This window comes from Bacillus sp. GW823-FHT06A11 (genome assembly GCF_058795355.1).
In genome coordinates, this window is record NZ_JBXAHS010000006.1 from 90644 (window position 1) to 106382 (window position 15739).

Consider the following 15739-nt stretch of genomic DNA (forward strand, 5'->3'; position numbering starts at 1 on the left):
AAGGGACCTACTACCCAACAAAATAAACCGAGAGACATCTCTCGGTTTATTTTCTATATTTTTTTGCATAATGAGCCAAAGTAAGCAACGGATATATATGAGCATAACTATGATAACGAATATAAAACCCACCTGGCAAGCCTGTTCCAGTAGGATATTTTTCATTTACATAAGGGTTGGAGAGCAAATATGAAATACCTTTGCGAACGACTGGCGTTTCTTTATCATAGTAAGAAATGAGGGCATCTAACGCCCATGCTGTTTGGGATGGTGTACTAAATGGCAAAGTAACAAATCTTTTTTCCACACTACTTTGGCAAGATTCTCCCCAGCCACCATCTTCATGCTGTATATGTTCAAGCCATAAAGCTGCTCGTTTCAATGATGGATCGCTAGATGGTATTCCGAGTGACCGTAAACCCGTCAACACTGCCCACGTACCATATATATAACAAATTCCCCATTTCCCATACCACGATCCATTTTCCTCTTGTACATTCATTAACCAATTTATCGCACTTTGTTTTTGTTTCTCGGGCAATTGATTTTGCGTATACGTCCCGAAAAATTCTAACACTCTTCCTGTAATATCTGGTGTAGAAGGATCTGTAATCATATCACTTGCATTTTCGATTGGTAAATTTGCTAATATACGGCTCGTTACGCCTTTTTCAAAAGCCCCCCAACCACCATCATTATTTTGCAATCCTTTAACCCAATTAACCGCTCGCTTCCAAGCATTGTCTACATTTTCGTTCCCTCTACTTCGCGCCAATGCTCTTAACGTAGCAGTTGTATCATCAATATCTGGAATCGTCGTATTCACATCCGAAAAGCCCCAACCACCTGGGAAGAGATCCGGTGCATGTACACTCCAATCTACTTTCTTTGTTTGCTGTTTTCTTAGTAAATACGCTGATGCATTTTGAATCACTTTACTTGCTTTCGGAACTTGAGCTTCTTGCAAAGCATAACTGAGTAAAGCTGTATCCCATATAGTTGACGGAGAGTTTTGCAAATGGCTCCCTCTCTCCATCTTCCATATATAAGATGTGATTCCCGTTATAGCCTTCTGAATAATTGGTGATTGAATAGAATGTCCTAATGCAAGTAAAGCATAAATCATATAAAACGAGGCAGTTGCGTAACTATATAATGTTCCATTTTCATCAATACGCTCTTTCATAAAACGTTCTACTTCCTCATATCCTTTATGATGCAAAGAAAGTGGATACGTTATAATTTTCTTCACGTCACTTACTAACGTTTGAAAAACCGGAGATCGGTCCTCCCGAAACCATCCTCCGCCCCCGCCTGCAATATGATTTAAATTTGGCAATAACTTTTTCTCTACTCGAAATCTTTTATTTAAACACAACATCATCGGAATTAAATGAATACGTGCTGAGCTACTCAGTTCAAAAATACTGAGAGGGGAATCATTCTGCAGAAACATAATTGGTGTTGGCAAATGAAAGAGAGAAGGGTATTCATATTCTCCATGAATTGCTAATAAAAACTTCGTCATAAAATGAGCACGCGCTACCCCCCCGCGCTCATTTATAAACATTTCCGCTCGCTTCATATTCGCATCTTCTTTTGTATATTTTTCCGATGCAAGTAAGGCAGCATAAGATTGAATTGTAGCAGATAAATTACCACCCATTTCATCTTCATACAATTTCCATGTTCCTTCATTTGTTTGAAGTGATGCTAATCTTTTTACAAACGGTTCTATCTCTTTATCTCTACCTAATAATTTTAATAAAAAAATCATATGACAATCTGTTAGTGGCGCTCCTTCAAAACAAAACTGCCACGTACCATCTTGCCGTTGCATTGTTTGAAGTGCAGTTGTTCTTCTCGCTATTTCTTCATGCACTTTTTCATATAATAACAAGTTACTCACCCACCCTTTCGAAATCCGTATAACGATATTCAAAAAGGTAGCTGAATATGTATAAAAACAAAGAAAAGCAGAACATATAAAATGTTCCGCTCATAAACAATATCCTACTCCGACAATAATCCCTAATAAAGCACCAACTACTACTTCATACGGTGTATGCCCAACAAGTTCATTTAACTTCTTATATTCTGTTTCTCTACCGTGAAAAAACTCATTCAATATTTTTGCTTGTTTACTTACTGCAAGCCTTACTCCTGAAGCATCATACATAACAATAATGGCAAAAATAGTAGCAACCGCAAACATCGAGCTTTCCACACCTTCTACTACCCCAACTCCTGTAGCAAGTGCTGTAACAGTTGAAGCATGAGAACTCGGCATCCCACCTGAAGCGAAAAACTTTGCAAAATCAAATTCACCCGTTTTGACTAATTTAAAGACTACTTTCGTTAATTGTGCTAAAAACCATGAAATTACAGCGGCCATAAGCGGATCATTATGTAAAATTGTTTCCACGTTCTCAGCTCCCTACTAGCTATGATGGAAATCCTATATAGTATCAGTATAAAGAAAAATGCGTAGAAAATACTACGCATTATGATACTTTTGCTGATTTATTTTTTATAAATTTCGGTTGTTTCTGCACTAAAAACTTTGTCTTCGCTACCGAGAATACAAATAAAGCAACCCATATACAGAAAAATGCAATCATATGTGTAGATGTGAAATGTTCACCAAATACAAATACACCTAAAATTAAGCTAATTGTTGGCGCAATATATTGTAAAAATCCCACCATATAAAGCGGAATAAGTTGTGCTCCTTTTGCAAAATAAAATAGTGGTAATGCCGTTACAATACCTGCTCCTATTAAAAGTAACGTTGATAACATTGAAATAGATCCAAATGAGCCGAAACCATGTGCTCCTGTCATAACAAGATAAATGATTGCAAACGGCGTCACTAACATCGTTTCCATCGTAAGTCCAATTGTGGCATCATAGTTTAACAGTTTTTTCGTTAATCCGTATAATCCAAATGAAAAGGCAAGTGAAAGAGAAACCCACGGAATAGATCCGAAACGTACTGTTAAAATGACAACCCCTACTCCTGCTAAACCAACTGCAACATATTGCCAAAAGTTTAACTTTTCCTTTAAAACGACTGTACCAAGTAAAATACTAATAAGCGGATTAATATAATAGCCAAGACTCGCTTCAATAACATGATTATGATTAACGGCCCATATGTAAACAAACCAGTTTCCGCTAATCAAGACTGAAGCTATTGTTAATGACATTAATAATTTAGGTCGTTTAAAAAGATTCACAAATTCCCCAATAAACTGGCGAAACCTCTTCGTAACACCTAATACAAGTAACATAAAAACAAATGCCCAAACGATGCGGTGTGCTAATATTTCATCTGCTGGAACTTCCTCAACCCATTTCCAATAAATCGGTAGAATTCCCCACATCGTATAAGCACCAGCCGCATATAGTATCCCTTTTTTTTGCTCTGCTGATTGACTCCCCATCTTCCTTTTTCTCCTCTTCTCATTTTTTCTCCATTATACGGTCTCACATGCTCACTTTACCAATAATCAATCTGCATTTCTTTCGACATTTCTCATACAACGAATAATAAACATACCGTTATTACAACAAGTAACGGTATGCCGAAAACAAATTTCTTTTTATGAGTTTTATGATGAAACATATACATACCGATCCAAGCTCCAACTGCTCCCCCAGCTGCCGCTGATAAAAACAGCGTACTTTCTGGCGTTCTCCACTGTTTCTTCTTTGCTTTTCGTTTATCAAGCCCCATAAGGCTAAAAGCTATAACGTTAATAATAAGAAAATAAATCCATTTCATCGCTTTCTCTCCTTATGAAAAATTCGCTTAATGGTAACACGAAAAAACGCCGGAAACAACTGAAGAACTCTTTTTATCAAACTAGTTTCATTCCTTTTTCTTAATTAGTTACCTTCATATTTACAAAACCAACTAAAATCGCAATTAAAGCATTTAAATAGAAAAATGTTATGAGCAGAATCTTATATTTCATTACATTCACCCACTACCATATCATCAAAAAAACTGCTCTCAATCACTTTCTCCTCAAAATGAAGAACTACAATTAGCCCTACATATAAAGAAACCAAATTTAGAAACCATTCCCCATTCTCATCTTTCTTAGCTAAGCATTTAAATATCTCTTGAAATTGCATACGCTCGTCTGCAGCAACAATCGGACGCACACCAAAATATTTCAATACGAGATTCAGCTTCAACTGCACGGATAATGATAAAATATATTTTAATAGCTTCGTATACTCTGTACTATCTTTTTGACTATACAACTTCACAAGCTTTGGATGTAAATTCGAAATCGATAATTCCTCGTCAGTCACTCTAGTTACTTCTATCGTTTCAATCATCTTTTTCATATCCATCACATTCACCCCTTCTGAAAAAATTCTAAAGCCAAAGAGTACTTAATTCAAAATGTGCAATAATTGTGCGTTTCTCGTCTCTCGTTCTTCCTCACTGACTAAATCATACTTTTTTAGAAGGTGAAAAATATCATTTAATAATTTCTGCGAATGATTACCTTGTAAAAAACTCTTTAACTCTTTAAAGATCCCTTCAGGTAAAGAATTCTTTTGACTTTCGAGCTTATTCATCACATCTTCAATAGAATGATCAATGTTACACGCCATACTAAACTTCCCCCTCTATCCTCTATAAATAATATCCTCAGCTAACGATGTAAACACTTCTCCAACAAGAGAATCTTCATCATATACAGATGAACCGCTATTTTCTTCACGTTTTGCAAAAGGTACTTGTGCGATTACTTCTGTTTGCAATTGTTCTGCTAACATTTCGCCACCGCCTTTTCCGAAGAGATAATTTTTCGATCCATCTTGCTCTTCATAATAAGCCATATTTTCCACAATACCTAAAATCTCATGCTTCGTATGTTTTGCCATTACACCGACTCTTGAAGCAACGAATGAAGCTACATTGTGCGGAGTTGTAACAATTATTTCTTTCGCTTGCGGAATCATCGCTGCAACATCAATCGCAACATCTCCTGTACCTGGTGGTAAATCAAGTAATAAATAATCTAATTCTCCCCAGTGCGTATTCGCAAGGAAATTTTGAATCCATTTATTTAGCATCGGACCGCGCCACATAACTGGGTTATTTCCTTCTGTAAAAAATCCCATCGACATGATTTTAACACCGTGACTAATGACTGGAATTGCCGTTTGATCAATCATCGTTGGTTTCTTATTCGTTTCCATCATAGCTGGAATACTAAAACCATATATATCCGCATCTAATATCCCCACTTTTTTCCCCATACGAGCTAGTGCAGTTGCAAGATTAATTGTCACCGTTGATTTTCCAACTCCGCCTTTTCCGCTCGTTACAGTAATAAAACGTACTCCTGAATCCGTGCGAAGCATGCTCGGCATACCAGTTTCTGTTCTAGTATTTTTCTTTAACTTCTCTGTTAAAGCTGCACGTTCTTCTTGTGTCATAGAACCAAATGTTATCTCCACTTTAGAAGCACCAATTGCGTGAAGTGATTCTTCAATATCTTGTTGAATTTTTGCTTTTAATGGACAACCTTGGATTGTTAGTACTACTTCAAGTTTAACCTCTGTTCCGTTCATTTGTATATTTCTAACCATATTTAATTCTACAACACTTTTGTGTAACTCTGGATCCTCTACATGTTTTAATGCATTCATTATTTGTTCTTTAGTAAGCATGGAACTCATCCCTTCTCTTATTCTAATTTATATACAACATCTTCTTGGCGCTTCATCTGGTGAAAAAGCTTATTACCCGCCGCTAACGGGCGGGATTAATGCGACTATATCTCCAGCCTTTATCATCTCTTCATTCATTACAAACTCCTCATTAACAGCCACCATCACTTTATCCAGCGATTTTAAACAATAGCTGACTTTGAGCCATTCTTTTAATTGCTGCACTGTCATTTCTTGCTTTTCTGAAATTACTAATCGATCCGATCCAACTTCCTCACTCAAATTTGCAAATAATAAAATTGTAATCATTTTCTCATTCTTCCTTCTTTGGTTTTCCTTCTGGATATGGTGTGTTTTCAAGTTGATCTCCAATCCACATCGTTCCATCTTCCCAAAATTCTTTTTTCCAAATTGGAACAATTCGTTTTATACGTTCAATCGCGTACTCATTCGCTTCATAAGCTACTTTACGATGCGGTGATGAAACTGCTATGACTACCGCAATATCCATTATTTCTAGCCGCCCTACACGGTGCGTAATTGCTACTTTTACATCCGGCCATCTTTCACTAATCTCTTCACCAATTCTCATAAGTTGTTTTACTGCCATCGGTTTATATGCTTCATACTCTAAATGTAGCGTTCGTTTTCCTTTTGTTAATTCTCTCACCGTACCAATAAATGTTGTAATCGCACCTGCTTCCCTTCTTGCGACTTTATTCGTTACTTCTTCAACTAAAATCGGATTATCTACAATTTCAAATAGCGCTTGTCCCATTAGAACCACCTCTCACTTTATGAAATGTCCAAGGCCATTCACTACCTTCGTTATCTTCTAATAAAAGAACATCAACAAACATATCTTTTTTATATCCTCTTGTCCCGCCCGGCAATACGATAAACGCATTTGATTCTGCCAATGAAGAAACTGAGCTAGATTTATCAAACCCTGATGGATAAACGATTAATTTCCCCTCATCATATTGCAATTTTGCTCGTACAAATCTTGTAAATGGATTCGGTTTTAGAAAATCTTCTCCTAATAACGCTTTTTCTCTTTTTAAATGTACTTTTTCACTAAACATATACGTCCGAATACACGGTCTTACGAATAATTCAAACCCTACATAACAAGCTGATGGATTTCCTGATAAACCAAATAATAACTTGCCATTTAATTGTGCTACAGTCGTAACACTTCCTGGTCGCATTGCAACTTTATTAAAAAGAACAGATGCACCTAACTTTTCGTAAATAGCTGGTAAATAATCATAATCTCCTACTGATACACCGCCCGTTGTAATTAACATATCTACTTGGCCAAGCGCTTCTTTCACAGCTGTAAAACACGTATTAAAATCATCACTAAACTTCCCAAAATATTTTACTCTGCCGCCCGCTCTTCGAATTTGAGACAATATCATATACGTATTACTGTTTCGGATTTTCCCTGGCTGTAATGAATCATCGACATCGAGCAATTCACTCCCAGTCGCTAACAGTCCAATTACAGGCTTTCTCGCAACTGGTACTTCACTATAACCGAATGTAGCAAGAAGAGCTGAAATACCTGGATTAATGTACGATCCTTTCTTTGCAAGAACCGTTCCTTTACGAGCATCTTCACCTTGAAAAGAAATATTGTCGCCCGTTTTGAATGATCGCTTCACTTCCATATAATTGTTGCCATTCTTCTCATATTGACTAGTCAGCTCTAACATAACAACCGCATCACAGCCATTCGGAATTTGTGCTCCCGTCATAATTCGAACTGCTTGAAACGGACCTACTTTCTCATGGAATAGCGATCCTGCACCAATTTCACCCACTACTTCAAATACAATTGGCGTTTCATAACTTGCTAAATTAGTATCTTCTGCTCGAATAGCAAATCCGTCATACGGCGAACGATTAAATGACGGTACATCATGGTCAGCTACTAAATCCTCTGCTAATATACGTCCATAAGCTAATTCAATTGGTAATAGCTCCTTTAAGCCTTTATCAGCAAATCCCATCACTTTACGAACAGCTTCTTCAACCGTAATTGGCACTCTTCTTTCCATTGTTGACACCCTCTCTATTAACCGAATACGCGATAATATAGTTGTTTCGCTTTCGAAACATCATTTGTACCATGAATAAAAACACGACCATCTCGAAAAACAACCACGCGGTAATCATCGAATTGGCAAGATAGTAAATACGGATTCCGATCTACTTCCCCCAGTTTTTGTAATACTTTTTCTATATCATCAAAATTGTATTTCCTATTGTCTACTGTTCTAATTTGAACTGTATTTCTTCCGCATAAAACAGCTGCTTTCGTTTGATTTTCGTATGATAAATAAGGATAAGTTCGATTCAAACCGCATGAGAGACAAGTGTCTGTTTTTATTTTCCCTAATTTTATAAAATGATTTTGATTACTCCATATATCAAACATGAAAAATGTTTTTCTAATTGCTGAGAAATCTCCCACTAAAATTTTGAGTGCTTCTGCCACTTGATATGCTGCGACGATTTGAACAGTCGGACTAATAATTCCAGCGGTATCACATGTCACACCTGTAACAGGAATATTTTTCAGCATACAATGTAAACACGGTGTCTCTTGCGGAATAATTGTATAACTCATACCATACGATCCAACGCAAGAACCATATACCCAAGGAATATTATGTTTTTGTGATAAATCATTTATTACAAATCGAATATCAAAATTATCTGTTGCATCAATGATTACATCTACATTTTTTAATAGACCTTTCATATTTTCTGAAGTTGCATCCATTACGAAAGCATGTATTTGTACTTCCGAATTAATTTGTTCTAACCGATTTTTTGCAGCAATTGCTTTCGGCATTTTCTCTCTCGCATCTTGTTCAGAGTACAATTGTTGCCTTTGTAAATTACTCCATTCAACGTAGTCACGATCAATAATCGTCAACTTGCCAACACCTGCACGTACGAAACTTTCGGCACTTGCACTTCCTAATGCGCCTGCCCCTACAATTAACACATGTTTATTTCGAATTTTTTCTTGTCCTTTACTCCCAATTGGTTTGAACAACTGTTGTCGTGAATACCGATCAGCCATTACATACCCTTCCTCTCAAGAACTCTATTTCATATTAGAATGTTGTTTCTGATAACAAGCAAAGTAAGCAAAACCAACAAACCCAGCTCCTCCAATTACATTCCCGATAAAAACAGGAACAAAATTTTTAGCCAAATCCATCCACGTTAGATGACCAGCAAAAATAACAGCGGAAATGACAAACATATTTGCTACTACTTGCTGAAATCCAATCACTACAAATGCCATAATTGGAATCCAAATTCCGATGATTTTTCCGACAAAATCACTCGTCCCGTAAGCGAGCCAAAGAGCAAGACAAACGAGCCAATTACAACCAATTGCTAAAATTAAAGTTCTCCCAAATGATTCATGTAACTTCCCTTCCGCTATCGCTACCGTTTTATTTAAATACTCTCCCTCTGTTAATCCGCCAAGATGCCCAAAGCAATACGCAACAAAAATTGCCCCAATAAAATTCATGAGAGTAATCCAAACCCAGTTATTCAGTACACTTATCAATGTAATTTTCTTTGCATAAAGCGCCATAGACAGTGACATCATATTTCCCGTAATTAATTCTCCTCCTGCTAATACTACGAGCATGAGTCCAACAGGAAATACTGCTCCTCCTAAAACATTCACTAGACTTCCCCAGCGCTCAGGTAAATTCCCTAAAACTCGAATGTTAAGTAAAAAACCTATCGCAATAAACGCTCCTCCTAAAAAACCGAGAATAAGCATCGCTGGCAATGTCTGTCTTACTTTTTGAACACCGGCCTCAATGACAAGCTCAGCAATTTGTTCCGGCTTATGAAATGCCATTACCCATTCCTCCATTTTCTCCAAATAAAAAAGCAGCTTCAAAAAACCTCCTCAAATAAAGGTTTTTGAATGCTGCTTAATTTCTCTGCACATCTTTTACAGAGATATCAATCATCACTTTTACTATAAAATAGAAAATCCACAACTCTTGTAAATTTTCCATTTTTCACTATGAAGCTAGCTTTATATATTAACCACCGATATGTGACATTTCAATTTTAGGTATTGCTTTCTTATTTGTATGATTTAAGCGTTCATCTGAATAACGATCTTCCCTATTATTCCATATATCGCGTACTACATCTGTAATGTCCTCATCTGTATGTTCAGAACGAAGCAATTCTCTTAAATCATTTCCTTTAGAAGCAAATAAGCAAGTATATAATTTTCCTTCTGCAGAAATACGAGCTCTCGTACATGATGAGCAAAAAGAATCTGTTACTGATGAAATAATACCTATTTCCTCATCGCTTCCTATATAACGATACCTAGTAGCCACTTCACCAGAATAATTTGCTTCTATCCGTTCTAACGGCATAACTTGATGAATCGTATCTACTATTTCTTGTTTGGAAATAACTTCACCTAACTCCCAGCCATTATAATTCCCAACATCCATATACTCAATAAACCGAAGAATATGCTTATTTTCTTTAAAGTATTGCGCCATCTGCAAAATATCTTGTTCATTTTTCCCTTTTTGAACGACCATATTTATTTTAATTTTCATACCAACTTCAGCAGCAGCCTGTATTCCTTCCAGAACCCTTTGCACTTTGCTCCTATTACCATTTAAATAGAAAAACCGATCTTCTTCCAAGGAATCTAAGCTAACTGTTACACGTGATAGTCCCGCCTTATATAAATCAGGAGCAAACTTTTTAAGTAACGATCCATTGGTTGTTAAACCGATATCTTCTACACCATCAATTTTATTAAGGCGCTCAATAAGCTTTGGAAGACCTCTTCGAAGTAACGGTTCTCCGCCCGTAATTCGTAACTTTCTTACACCTAAAGAAACAAAAATACGTGTTATCCTTTCAATCTCATCAAAAGATAAAATTTTATCATTAGACAAAAACGAGTAATCAGGACCAAATATTTCTTCTGGCATACAATATCGGCAGCGAAAATTACAGCGATCAGTAACTGAAATACGTAAATCCTTTAACGGACGTTGCAACTTGTCTAATGTAACTGATTTCATCTTCATTGCCTCACTTTTATTTTATATTTAAAACACGTTCTGGATGGGTATATACATTTAAGGAGTGATTACGAATAAATCCTATTGTCGTAATACCTAAATCTTCCGCTAGTTGCAAAGCTAACTCAGTTGGAGCTGATTTTGATAGTATAATTTCACAACCGATTTTTGCAACTTTCAATAATATTTCCGAAGAAATACGACCACTAAAAACAATGATTTTATCTTTTATAGAAATATCGTTTCTTAAACAATAACCGTAAATTTTGTCTAGTGCATTATGCCTACCAATATCCATTCGGCTTAAAATAATACCATTCACATCACATAAAGCTGCATTATGAACCCCACCAGTATGATGAAACGTATCCGCAGATTGCTGCATTTCTTTCATTAACCGAAAACAATCCTCTGCCGTAACCTGTACATGGACACCCTTCATTTTTTTTGCACTTAGTGCATCATTTGCAAAAATAAACCCTTGCCTACTCATACCACAACAAGACGTAATATAGCGTTTATTTTGCATTTGTTCATAATACGGATTTACTTTTGTCGTTGTTACATGCACAAAGCCTTCTTTCTCCTGCACCCATACACTATCAATATCTTCATACTTCCGAATGATTCCTTCAGACGCTAAGAAGCCTATTACCATATCTTCTATATATTCTGGAGTACTAACCATTGTAACAAACTCCTGTCCGTTCATTTTAATGGTGACAGGAAACTCTGTTACAATGCTGTCCTCTATGTGCTTAAATGCTCCCTGTTCATAACGAAAGATTTCTCTTTCTACCTGTATCGGTTTCACGATCAGTATCCTTCTCTCACGTTATATTTTTATCAAAAACAAATACAGAAACTGCAATATCTTCTTCTACTTTCATATCTGAAAACAAATTCACTAATTTCGCTCCAACAAGTTCCTCCAAATGTTCACGGGAATTCGCAGCATACACTTCTTGAATCATTTTCGTTCTAGCCATATGAACCATTTCCGCACCGTCCATCGTACTTGAAATAAATTTTTCAGTAGGTGTTAAGTTTCCATAAAGAGTCGCTATAGCCATATTTTCCGCAAAAACAGTATGAATTCGTTCTGGTCCTTTTCCGAAAAGTTCCTTTCGAAGTTTTCGGATCATATCATTAAATTCATGTACTTTTTTTGACATACAATTATACCTCCCAAAAGCCTCATTTTACTTTATTATATATTTTACCAAAATGAGCCTTCCGCCCAAACTATTTCCTACAAATATTTGGGCGGAAAGGTTCACTTCATGAAGTTTATTCGTCTTTTAACCCTTTCCCCATTCCTTTTAAGAAATGAAGCCCAAACCCGATAGCGCGGTTAATATCTGGGTCTTTCAATACTTTCATAAGATCGAATACCCCTACTTTTTTATTACTTTCTAGATGTTCATTACCTTCTTCTAGCCCGACTAATAAACTACCTATAAGCTTTTTCGTAAGTTCTGGGTCAAGTTCAGTTAACGCACCTGCAGCACCCATCATATTATTAATTAAATTTGTAACAGGCTCACGAGTTACTTGACCTAGAACAATCTTTGCAATTGGTTCTTTCGCTTTCAGCATAGAATTTGCAGCTTCTAGCATTCCAATGTCATTTAATTCCCCTACTATATTAAACATCTGATTTAGAGCTTCTTCATTATTTGTTAAAAGCTCCTTTAAATCATCTAATTTTTGCTGTTTTATTTCTTCCTCAGTTAATTCTTGTTTTTGAATCATTTTTATAGGTGCAGCCATAGTTTTCTCCTCCTACTTATCCGTTAAATGCACATACCCTGGACGTGCCCACTTACGATGTACCTCAATTCCAGCTTGAGGGTGACGTTTTTTATTGCGTGGGTTCGCTTTTGGCATCGGATTTTCGCCATCAACTTCTAACACTTTCATACGCACTTTCGTTTGTTTATACGCAGGTGTATTCGTACGTACATCCACAGCAGGACCTGTTAAGAAATTAATTGCCGTTTCGTTATCTGTAGAGTTCATCGGTAAATATAACTCATTCGCTTTTACACGATCTGTAACGAGTGCACGTAATTTTAATGCTCCAAAAGGAGAGACAAGACGAACTAACGAACCCGTTTTTACGCCACGTTCTTTTGCAAGGTCTGGAGAGATTTCAACGAAAACACCAGGTACTTTCGTTTGGATACCTGTTGATTTATTTGTCATATTCCCTTCATGGAAATGCTCAAGCATACGACCGTTGTTAATGTGAAGGTCGAACTCCGCTGGAAATTCAGCTGGACGTACCCAGTCAGCAATCGCAAAACGAGCTTTTTTATCTGGGAAGTTAAATCCATCTTGGAACAGAAGTGGTGTATTTGTTCCATCAAAACTTCCCCAATGGAAACTGTTCCATCCTTCAAGCACTTCATAGTTCACTTGCGAGAATAATGGTGATAAACTTGCCATTTCAGCAAAGATTTCACTTGGGTGGCTATAATTCCAGTTTGCCCCTAGTTTATTCGCAACCTCCTGGACGATCCACCAGTCTGGTTTCGCATCTCCTAACGTAGGAAGAACTTGATATAATCTTTGGACACGGCGCTCTGTATTTGTGAAAGTACCTTCTTTCTCAAGAGATGGCGCTGCTGGTAATACAACATCTGCATATTGAGCAGTTTTAGAAAGGAAAACATCTTGCACAACGAAGAAATCAAGGCTCGACAACACTTCATGTACATGATTCGCATTAGAATCTACAAGAGCCATATCTTCTCCGACAAGATACATTGCTTTCATTTTTCCTTCGTCAATTGCGTGAAGCATTTCAATATTATTAAGACCTGGTTCACTATCAATTTTCACTCCGTAAGCAGTTTCAAATTTCGCACGTTCCATTTCGTTAGTAACGTGCTGATATCCTGGAAGCCATCCTGGTAAAGTACCCATATCACAAGCACCTTGTACGTTATTGTGACCTCGAAGTGGGTATGCACCTGCTCCTGGACGACGATAGTTCCCTGTTGCAAGAAGTAAGTTTGAAATTGCAGCGGAAGTATCAGAACCACCTGTATTTTGCGTTACCCCCATACCCCAAAGGATACATGTACCATCTGCATCACGAATCATTTCAGCCATTTGAATAAGTGTTTCTTTTGAAATACCTGTTACTTCTTCTGCATATGCAAGTGTATATTCTTCTAGACTTTCTTTGAAATCTTCAAAGAAGTTTACATTCTCATTAATAAATTCCTGATCATGCCAACCTCGATCAATCATATATTTTGTAACAGCCATTAACCAAACTTGATCTGTTCCTTGTTTTGGACTAATAAAGACATCTGATCGCTCTGCCATTTCTGTTTTACGAAGATCAGCTACAATTAACTTTTGTCCGTGTAATTTATGTGCACGTTTAATACGTGTAGCTAAAACAGGATGACCTTCTGTCGGATTACATCCTACAACAATAACAAGACCAGATTGCGCAATATCTTTAATCGTTCCTGCATCACCGCCCATACCAATTGTACGGAACAAACCATCCGTTGCTGGTGATTGGCAATAACGTGAGCAGTTATCAATATTATTCGTTCCAAATACTTGTCGAGCTAATTTTTGAATTACATAATTATCTTCATTTGTAATTTTAGAGGAAGAAATAAATCCGATAGAACCTTTACCGTACTCTTCTTTAATAGTACCTAATTTATTTGCAACTACATTCAGTGCTTCTTCCCATGTAGATTCAACAAACGTTCCATTTTTACGAATTAAAGGTTTTGTAATTCGTTCTTTAGAATTTACGAAATCCCAACCAAATTTCCCTTTTACACAAGTGGAAATTGCGTTAACTGGTGCATCTGAAGATGGCTGTACTTTAAGGATTTTACGCCCCTTCGTCCACACTTCAAACGAACAACCTACACCACAAAATGTACATACTGTTTTCGTTTTCTTCGTACGAGTATCACGCATGGCCGCTTCCACTTCTGATACCGCAAAAATACCGCTATATCCAGGCTCAACTTCTTTAATTAAATCTACCATCGGTTCAAGAATATCTGGTTTTAATCCCGTCATAAATCCAGCTTCACCGAGCATCGTTTTCTCCATTAAAGCGTTACAAGGGCAAATCGTTACACATTGACCACAGCTAACGCATGAAGAATCATTAATATTTACTCCTTCATCCCAAATAACTCGTGGGCGTTCCGCTTCCCAGTCTATCGATAACGTTTCATTTACTTGTAAGTTTTGACACACCTCAACGCATTGACCGCATGCAATACATTGATTAGGGTCATAGCGATAAAACGGATGCGTCATATCAACTTCACTTACATCTACTTTCGGTTCATAAGGATATTTTTGATGTTCAATTTCCATTAATTCTGCTGTATTATGCAGTTTACAGTTCCCATTGTTGTTGTCACATACTGTACAGTATAATAAATGATTTTCTAGTAACCGATCCATCGCCTCTGTTTGTGCTTCTTTTGCGCGAACAGAAGCACGTTCAATGTCCATACCTTCCGTTGCTATCGTCGAACAAGAACGCATTAACTTTCCGTCAACTTCTACAATACAAGTGTCACATGTTTGAATAGGATCTACTTCTGGCACGTAACAAATTTGCGGATGTTCAATCCCGTTCTCATTAATAACACCCAATATCGTTGAACCAGGCTCCGCTGTATACTTTTTTCCGTCAATTGTAATATGAACCATGTTGTCATTCATGGTCTCTCCCCCTTTTTGAGAATAAAAAAACTCCACCACGAAAATATACGCACCACATTTTGGGCACGCTATCATCATGGTGGAGTAGTTTATTAGCACATCTTGCTAAAATACCAATCCATTTATTCATAAATAAAACGATAGATTCATAACAGGTCATATCACGATTCCATCTTTAACACTATAATTATAGCGTTAAATGT

The 15739-nt window shown here is 36.9% G+C and carries 17 protein-coding genes; all 17 read right to left on the bottom strand.

All coding sequences use genetic code 11. The annotated features are described in order from the left end of the window. Nucleotides 1-46: 46 nt before the first annotated feature. Entirely contained in the window at nt 47-1900 is a 1854-nt protein-coding gene (locus AC1Q8L_RS24130; protein WP_098311797.1) for a terpene cyclase/mutase family protein, read from the bottom strand. Between the two features lie 99 nt (nt 1901-1999). After that, nucleotides 2000-2425, bottom strand: coding sequence for a divergent PAP2 family protein (locus tag AC1Q8L_RS24135; RefSeq protein ID WP_000447821.1), 426 nt, complete (start codon nt 2423-2425; stop codon nt 2000-2002). A 79-nt stretch (nt 2426-2504) separates the two neighbouring features. Then, nucleotides 2505-3446 carry an EamA family transporter RarD gene (rarD, locus tag AC1Q8L_RS24140; RefSeq protein WP_000535541.1) on the bottom strand — a complete coding sequence of 314 codons (942 nt, stop codon included), beginning with the start codon at nt 3444-3446 and terminating at the stop codon, nt 2505-2507. Nucleotides 3447-3538: 92 nt separating this feature from the next. Next, entirely contained in the window at nt 3539-3787 is a 249-nt protein-coding gene (locus tag AC1Q8L_RS24145; protein WP_000871349.1) for a DUF1294 domain-containing protein, read from the bottom strand. 182 nt (nt 3788-3969) lie between these two features. Beyond that, complete coding sequence (locus AC1Q8L_RS24150; RefSeq protein WP_000367304.1) at nt 3970-4368, bottom strand: hypothetical protein; 399 nt, start codon at nt 4366-4368, stop codon at nt 3970-3972. A 42-nt stretch (nt 4369-4410) separates the two neighbouring features. Next, nucleotides 4411-4635 carry a hypothetical protein gene (locus tag AC1Q8L_RS24155; protein WP_000752378.1) on the bottom strand — a complete coding sequence of 75 codons (225 nt, stop codon included), beginning with the start codon at nt 4633-4635 and terminating at the stop codon, nt 4411-4413. Between the two features lie 15 nt (nt 4636-4650). Beyond that, nucleotides 4651-5700, bottom strand: a complete 1050-nt coding sequence (locus AC1Q8L_RS24160; protein ID WP_000956196.1) for a P-loop NTPase — start codon at nt 5698-5700, stop codon at nt 4651-4653. A gap of 72 nt (nt 5701-5772) precedes the next feature. After that, nucleotides 5773-6009, bottom strand: a complete 237-nt coding sequence (gene moaD / locus AC1Q8L_RS24165; protein WP_000628507.1) for a molybdopterin converting factor subunit 1 — start codon at nt 6007-6009, stop codon at nt 5773-5775. Between the two features lie 4 nt (nt 6010-6013). Further along, nucleotides 6014-6478 carry a molybdopterin synthase catalytic subunit MoaE gene (moaE, locus tag AC1Q8L_RS24170; protein ID WP_000529383.1) on the bottom strand — a complete coding sequence of 155 codons (465 nt, stop codon included), beginning with the start codon at nt 6476-6478 and terminating at the stop codon, nt 6014-6016. After that, nucleotides 6459-7766 (bottom strand): molybdopterin molybdotransferase MoeA, encoded by a 1308-nt coding sequence (locus AC1Q8L_RS24175; protein WP_098311796.1) that lies wholly within the window; start codon nt 7764-7766, stop codon nt 6459-6461. The genes moaE and AC1Q8L_RS24175 overlap by 20 nt, the downstream gene beginning before the upstream one ends. 17 nt (nt 7767-7783) lie before the next feature. Beyond that, entirely contained in the window at nt 7784-8800 is a 1017-nt protein-coding gene (locus tag AC1Q8L_RS24180; RefSeq protein WP_061660592.1) for a molybdopterin-synthase adenylyltransferase MoeB, read from the bottom strand. 24 nt (nt 8801-8824) lie between these two features. Further along, a complete protein-coding gene (locus AC1Q8L_RS24185) occupies nt 8825-9604 on the bottom strand; it encodes a formate channel (RefSeq protein ID WP_000863998.1) in 780 nt (259 codons plus the stop codon). 190 nt (nt 9605-9794) lie between these two features. After that, nucleotides 9795-10811 (bottom strand): GTP 3',8-cyclase MoaA, encoded by a 1017-nt coding sequence (moaA, locus tag AC1Q8L_RS24190; RefSeq protein ID WP_000844119.1) that lies wholly within the window; start codon nt 10809-10811, stop codon nt 9795-9797. Between the two features lie 16 nt (nt 10812-10827). Next, the gene (gene fdhD / locus AC1Q8L_RS24195; RefSeq protein ID WP_000802685.1) at nt 10828-11625 is read right to left on the bottom strand and encodes a formate dehydrogenase accessory sulfurtransferase FdhD; all 798 of its coding nucleotides are present in this window, start codon (nt 11623-11625) and stop codon (nt 10828-10830) included. A 16-nt stretch (nt 11626-11641) separates the two neighbouring features. Then, entirely contained in the window at nt 11642-11986 is a 345-nt protein-coding gene (locus AC1Q8L_RS24200; protein WP_000039582.1) for a Na-translocating system protein MpsC family protein, read from the bottom strand. 115 nt (nt 11987-12101) lie between these two features. Continuing rightward, on the bottom strand, nt 12102-12584 hold the full coding sequence (locus tag AC1Q8L_RS24205; protein ID WP_000729897.1) for a helical membrane plugin domain-containing protein: 483 nt from the start codon (nt 12582-12584) through the stop codon (nt 12102-12104). Nucleotides 12585-12596: 12 nt separating this feature from the next. Then, nucleotides 12597-15536, bottom strand: a complete 2940-nt coding sequence (fdhF, locus tag AC1Q8L_RS24210) for a formate dehydrogenase subunit alpha (protein ID WP_098311795.1) — start codon at nt 15534-15536, stop codon at nt 12597-12599. Between the last annotated feature and the right edge of the window lie 203 nt (nt 15537-15739).

What these genes read in the sequence shown, in the direction of transcription:
- moaE (WP_000529383.1), bottom strand. Translation starts at nt 6,478, where the DNA reads ATGGGACAAGCGCTATTTGAAATTGTAGATAATCCGATTTTAGTTGAA.
- AC1Q8L_RS24175 (WP_098311796.1), bottom strand. Translation starts at nt 7,766, where the DNA reads ATGGAAAGAAGAGTGCCAATTACGGTTGAAGAAGCTGTTCGTAAAGTG.
- fdhF (WP_098311795.1), bottom strand. Translation starts at nt 15,536, where the DNA reads ATGAATGACAACATGGTTCATATTACAATTGACGGAAAAAAGTATACA.
- moaD (WP_000628507.1), bottom strand. Translation starts at nt 6,009, where the DNA reads ATGATTACAATTTTATTATTTGCAAATTTGAGTGAGGAAGTTGGATCG.
- AC1Q8L_RS24155 (WP_000752378.1), bottom strand. Translation starts at nt 4,635, where the DNA reads ATGGCGTGTAACATTGATCATTCTATTGAAGATGTGATGAATAAGCTC.
- AC1Q8L_RS24145 (WP_000871349.1), bottom strand. Translation starts at nt 3,787, where the DNA reads ATGAAATGGATTTATTTTCTTATTATTAACGTTATAGCTTTTAGCCTT.
- AC1Q8L_RS24150 (WP_000367304.1), bottom strand. Translation starts at nt 4,368, where the DNA reads ATGGATATGAAAAAGATGATTGAAACGATAGAAGTAACTAGAGTGACT.
- moaA (WP_000844119.1), bottom strand. Translation starts at nt 10,811, where the DNA reads ATGAAATCAGTTACATTAGACAAGTTGCAACGTCCGTTAAAGGATTTA.
- AC1Q8L_RS24200 (WP_000039582.1), bottom strand. Translation starts at nt 11,986, where the DNA reads ATGTCAAAAAAAGTACATGAATTTAATGATATGATCCGAAAACTTCGA.
- AC1Q8L_RS24180 (WP_061660592.1), bottom strand. Translation starts at nt 8,800, where the DNA reads ATGGCTGATCGGTATTCACGACAACAGTTGTTCAAACCAATTGGGAGT.
- AC1Q8L_RS24160 (WP_000956196.1), bottom strand. Translation starts at nt 5,700, where the DNA reads ATGCTTACTAAAGAACAAATAATGAATGCATTAAAACATGTAGAGGAT.
- AC1Q8L_RS24205 (WP_000729897.1), bottom strand. Translation starts at nt 12,584, where the DNA reads ATGGCTGCACCTATAAAAATGATTCAAAAACAAGAATTAACTGAGGAA.
- AC1Q8L_RS24185 (WP_000863998.1), bottom strand. Translation starts at nt 9,604, where the DNA reads ATGGCATTTCATAAGCCGGAACAAATTGCTGAGCTTGTCATTGAGGCC.
- rarD (WP_000535541.1), bottom strand. Translation starts at nt 3,446, where the DNA reads ATGGGGAGTCAATCAGCAGAGCAAAAAAAAGGGATACTATATGCGGCT.